A 4,552-nucleotide genomic window follows, 5' to 3' on the forward strand; every position below is an offset into this window, starting at 1 on the left:
TGAGAGATCACTCGAAGGATCCACCTGGTGGCCGCGCCTACGTTGCAGGCACGCGCTCACTCAGGTCCGTCGTACACCACTCTGCTGGACTCCACTGACCGCCATCGTCGCGGTACCGGGCGCGCCACTTGCCGTTGGGTCTCTTGGCGATGCTGCCTGCCATGGCAGTGCTCCTTCCGAGTGCCGTCCATGGTCGCCCGAGGGGCGACAGAAGGGCCAGCGTCAGCGGTGGTCTTGTGGACGGTTGGCCTGTTCGGCGAGCCAGAGGACGAGGTCGGTGCGCCAGTAGCGGACGTGGCGTCCGACTTTGAAGCTGCGGGGGCCGGCGCCGAGGTGGCGCCAGTAGCGGAGGGTGCCTTCGGGGAGGCGGAGGAGCTTGCAGGCTTCTTGGAGGGTGAGCATCTCGTCGCCGAGGTTGCGGTGGTCGGGGTTGGTGGGTTGCGGTTGGGTGCTCATGGCGGGTGTCCTTGCTGATGGTGGTGGTGAGCGGTCGGCTCGGGTTGATCAGGATCGACCGGCAGGTTTACCGAAATCGTGGATACCTGCCCGGATGGAGGAGGGGGATACCTGGGTTTCTGCAGGTCAACAGGTATCCCTAAAAAGTTCTCCGAGACCCCTTTCCGAACGCTGTTCGTGGGGTCGAGCGGGCGGGTCATAGGCCGAGTCCGGGGCCACGATCACGGGCCGGAGGCCTGTGGCTGGGGTCGGTGCCGACGCCGCGAGTCGCCAGCGAGTCGACGCGTCGAGTGGTTCGTGCCTTCGCCTGTTCCTGGGTGCGGGTGAGCTGCCACTGGTCGTGCTCGGCCTGGAGGTCGTCGCGGGGCAGGCTGCGGATCTCGGGGGAGCGTTGCAGGGCGGCGACGGTGTTGTCGACGCGGTCGAGCTCGAGGCCGAGCTGGTCGAGTCGTCGCTCGGCGTCGGTGAGGGCCGTGGTCAGGTTCCGGAGGCGGGCGACCCGTCGGTGCGGAGCCAGCTCCGCGTCGAGCTTGTCGTAGACGGTGTTGAGGTTGGCTTCGGCCGCCTCAAGGAGCGAGTCGGCTGTTGCTGCCACGGATCGCGCCTGGGTCGCCTCGGGGTGGGTGTGGGTGACCTGGTCGCGGGCGTGCTCCGCCACCACCTTTCGTGCCTGGTCGGCGGACAGGTTCAACAGCTGCTGCTCGGGATGTTCGGTGGTGTCGGGCATGAGGTGTTGCCAGCGTTGGGTCCACTGGTCGAGGTGGTCTTGGGCGTCGTGGACGTGGCGGCGGCGTTGGCCGAGCCGCCCGGCGCCGTTGCGGACGGTCGCTGCCGCCGTGACTGCTTCGCGCTGGTCGTGCTGCCAGGCGTCGAGCAGGTTCGCGACAAGGTCGTGCTCCTCGCGGGCCATGCCGGCCGCGAGTGCCTTGAGCTGGTTCCGCGTCTGGTGGGCGTGGTGGTGTGCGGCGCGGGCGTCTTCTCGGAGCTTGGTGATCTTGGGTGCGTGTGCGGCGCGGATGGTGAGGACGGCGGTGGCGTGGTGTCGGAAGGTCTCGAGGTCGTCGCGTTCGCGTGCGAGGTCGGCCTGTCGGGTCCAGGCTTTGTGGAGCTGGGCGAGGACGAGGTGGCGGGGGCGTTGGGGTGCGTAGCGTTCCATCTCGTCGGCGGCCTGGGTGGCGGCGTGGGTGGGGCCAAGGTCAGCCCGGTCGCGTCCCATGACACGGATCCATGTCGCCTTCGCCTGCTCGGGGGTGTCGGCGACGAGGTGGGCGATGTTGTCGTCGCGCCCGCGGGTCATGCTGACGTAGGCCGCGGACCCGCTGGTGGTGTCGGTGATCAACAGGTGCCCGACGGTGGTGGTCTCGCCCTGGGCGCCGTACACGGTGGTGGCGTAGGCGAGTTCGACCCGGCTGGCGACGTACCAGGCCGGCACCTCGCGCACCAACGCGTTGCCGGTGCGACGGTTCGGGCTTGTCGGCGCCAGGGTGAGCGTGCCGTCGTCGGTGATCGCGGTGACGATCCATTGGTCGCGGTTCGCGACGCCGAGTCCGTGGTCGTTGAGGCGGGTAGCGACCCGGTCCCCGACTCCGATCCGTTCCCCGGCATTGGTGGTGACGGCGCGGGTGTCGTCGACGTGGCCGAGGGCGACGAGCTGGTCCCGGACTGCACCGTTCAAGCTGGTGACCTGGGCGAGGGTGTCGGCCATGACCACCGACTGCTGGTCGCCGGCTGCGATCCGTTCGGCGGTCGCGGTGGCGAGGTCGTGGAAGCGTTCGGGTTCGGTGGCGTGGAGGTGGATCTGTCCGCGTTCCCAGAGCTGGTCGAACACCTCCTCCGGGTGCTCACCGCGGCGCATCGCCAGCGAGAGGGTGGCGTAGTCGAGGTCGGTGAAGCGGTGGATGACGTCGAGCCCGACCACGGAGTCGGGGTTGGCCCAGCGGGTGGCGAGGTCGAGGACTCCGCCGCGGCCGACGGCGGGGAGCTGGTGGCGGTCTCCGACGAGTGCGATCCGGGCGCCGACCTGGTCGGCGATCTGGAACAACGCCAGCGCGGTGTCCTGGTCGATCATCCCGGCCTCATCGACAAGCAACAGATCGCCCGGGCCAAGAGCCGCGGGTCCTATAGGGCTGTCGTCGGGGTGGTGGGTCCAGTGGCCGTCGTCGTCCCAGGTCCAGCCGAACTCCCTGGCCAGGGACGCGGCCGACGACGCGTCGATACCGGTGCCGTCTGTCACGACCTGGGCCGCCTTCAGTGTCGGTGTCACCACCACCAACCGGCGCCCCTGTCGGCCGAGCTCAGTGCGTAGTGCTGCGAGGACGGTGGTCTTCCCAGCGCCGGCCGCGCCTTCGACCACAACCAGCTGGCCTGTTCCGGCGAGGGCGGCGACCGATTCGGTCTGTGCGTCGTCGAGACCTGCATCGCGAGGTGGAGCTGCGGGTGCGGAAGGTTGCACAGCGCGGTGGGTCATCGAGGCGACGAGCTCGGCCTCGACCGCGAGCACCCGGGTCGAGGTGAGTGCCCGGACGTGTTCGGGGACACCCGGGTCGTCGATGAGCGGGACACTCCGCTGGACGGCGCGGCTGGTGATGTCCTCGGCGAGCTCGATCCTCGCCGCAGCCGTGGTGATGAGGCCGGTGGCGGCGAGGTGCTGCTCGACCTGGCCACGGATGTCTGCGGTGTTCCACGCCGACCGCGCGGTTCCGAGCCGCGTGATGACCAGGTCCGCAACCTGGTCGCGGTCGATCGACCCAACCGTCGGACCGGGGTTAGTGAAAGGGAGTCCGACTTGGGGCGGATCGACGTACCCGAGGTGGTGAAGGAGCTCGTTCCACTCCGACACCATTGCGGCACCGTCGATGGGCACGACCTTGTCCGGCCGGTCCTGTGCCCACGCCAACCGCGCCCACGAAGATTGGAGCCCGCGGCCGGGTTCCTCAGCGGGGTGGTCGCGGCGCCACTCGGCCTCGACGCGGTCCAGGTTGCGGTAGATCTGGGCGGACCGTGCGGAGAACCGCCCGACATAGGGGGCGAGCTCGGCCAGCTCACCGGCCTCGTCCATCGTGAACCCATGCGCGGAGAGCACCGCCCGGAACTCGGGATCCGTCACGACCGCGGCGTGGCCGATGCCGTTGATCGCATCGATCGAGTGCCGCACCCCGACTGAGTGCAGGCCTCGCCACTTCGCTTCGGCGAACACGCGGGCGTTGATCTGGAGGTGGAGATGACGGTGGGGGTCGCCGGCACGGGAGGTGTAGTGCCGGATCACCGCTGCCTCCATGGACTCGACCGGTACCTGGACCTGCCGCCCGCGGGGCCCGACCCGGGTGGTGGAGTGCTGGGCCAGCCACCCTATGACCTGCTCCGCTGCCCGGTCCTGCGCCGCATCCAAAGCTGCGGAGATCTCGGTGTGGAGGGCGGCGGCGAGGGACCAGGTCTTGGGTCCGTTGATGACGACCTCGACGAACCGCAGTGCGTGCTCGTCGTCGCGGATGCGGCCTTTCGGCTTGCCGGTCGCCAAGTCGATCCCTGCGACCCACCGCTCGTACTCCTCGCCGCCCATCGAGCTCGCACTGGTGACGCCGTCGGGTGTGGCGATGAGTCGGTCGGCGAGACCGGTGCCTTCGGCGAGGTAGTAGTCATCGGTGCTGGAGTGGTCGGCCTCGACGTAGGCGCGGGCAGCCTTGGGTGAGCCGGTGTAGAACTTCACCCCGCCATGCACCTAGATCACCCGCTCCCACGGTGTCCGTCGACAACCAACGGACCCCTAGAAATGCCGCGTGGGCCGCCCCCATTCCGGGCGACCCATCTACGAACCTTCGTAGCATGCGTCCCGACTGAGCTGGGGATGCGAAGCGGGGGGAGAGTGCAGAAATGCGAGCAGATTTCAGAAGCCGCAAAGAGCCAATGTAGATCAATGGTCGTGGCTGAGTGGGCATAAGAAGGCAGTTGCAGAGTCGGCTAGAGACTGCCGGGACGGCATCTGCCGCCGGGTGCCTACGGTGTCGACGGCACGTGAAAACTGACCCCCAAACGGCAACTGAAAACTGACCCCCTCCGAGAACCTGTCCTCGAGCTCGAGGCAGGAGATGCGGAGTGT

2 protein-coding genes are annotated in these 4,552 nt (G+C 68.6%); both read right to left on the reverse strand.

Annotated elements, in window-relative coordinates; translation table 11 throughout:
* Window positions 1-222: 222 nt before the first annotated feature.
* Window positions 223-456: a helix-turn-helix domain-containing protein gene (locus ACYVAQ_RS23250; RefSeq protein ID WP_460792990.1), complete on the reverse strand. Its 234-nt coding sequence runs from the start codon at window positions 454-456 to the stop codon at window positions 223-225.
* Window positions 457-652: 196 nt separating this feature from the next.
* The gene (mobF, locus tag ACYVAQ_RS23255; RefSeq protein WP_460792992.1) at window positions 653-4,162 is read right to left on the reverse strand and encodes a MobF family relaxase; all 3,510 of its coding nucleotides are present in this window, start codon (window positions 4,160-4,162) and stop codon (window positions 653-655) included.
* Window positions 4,163-4,552 lie beyond the last annotated feature (390 nt).

It is taken from the genome of Nocardioides maradonensis, assembly GCF_054777115.1.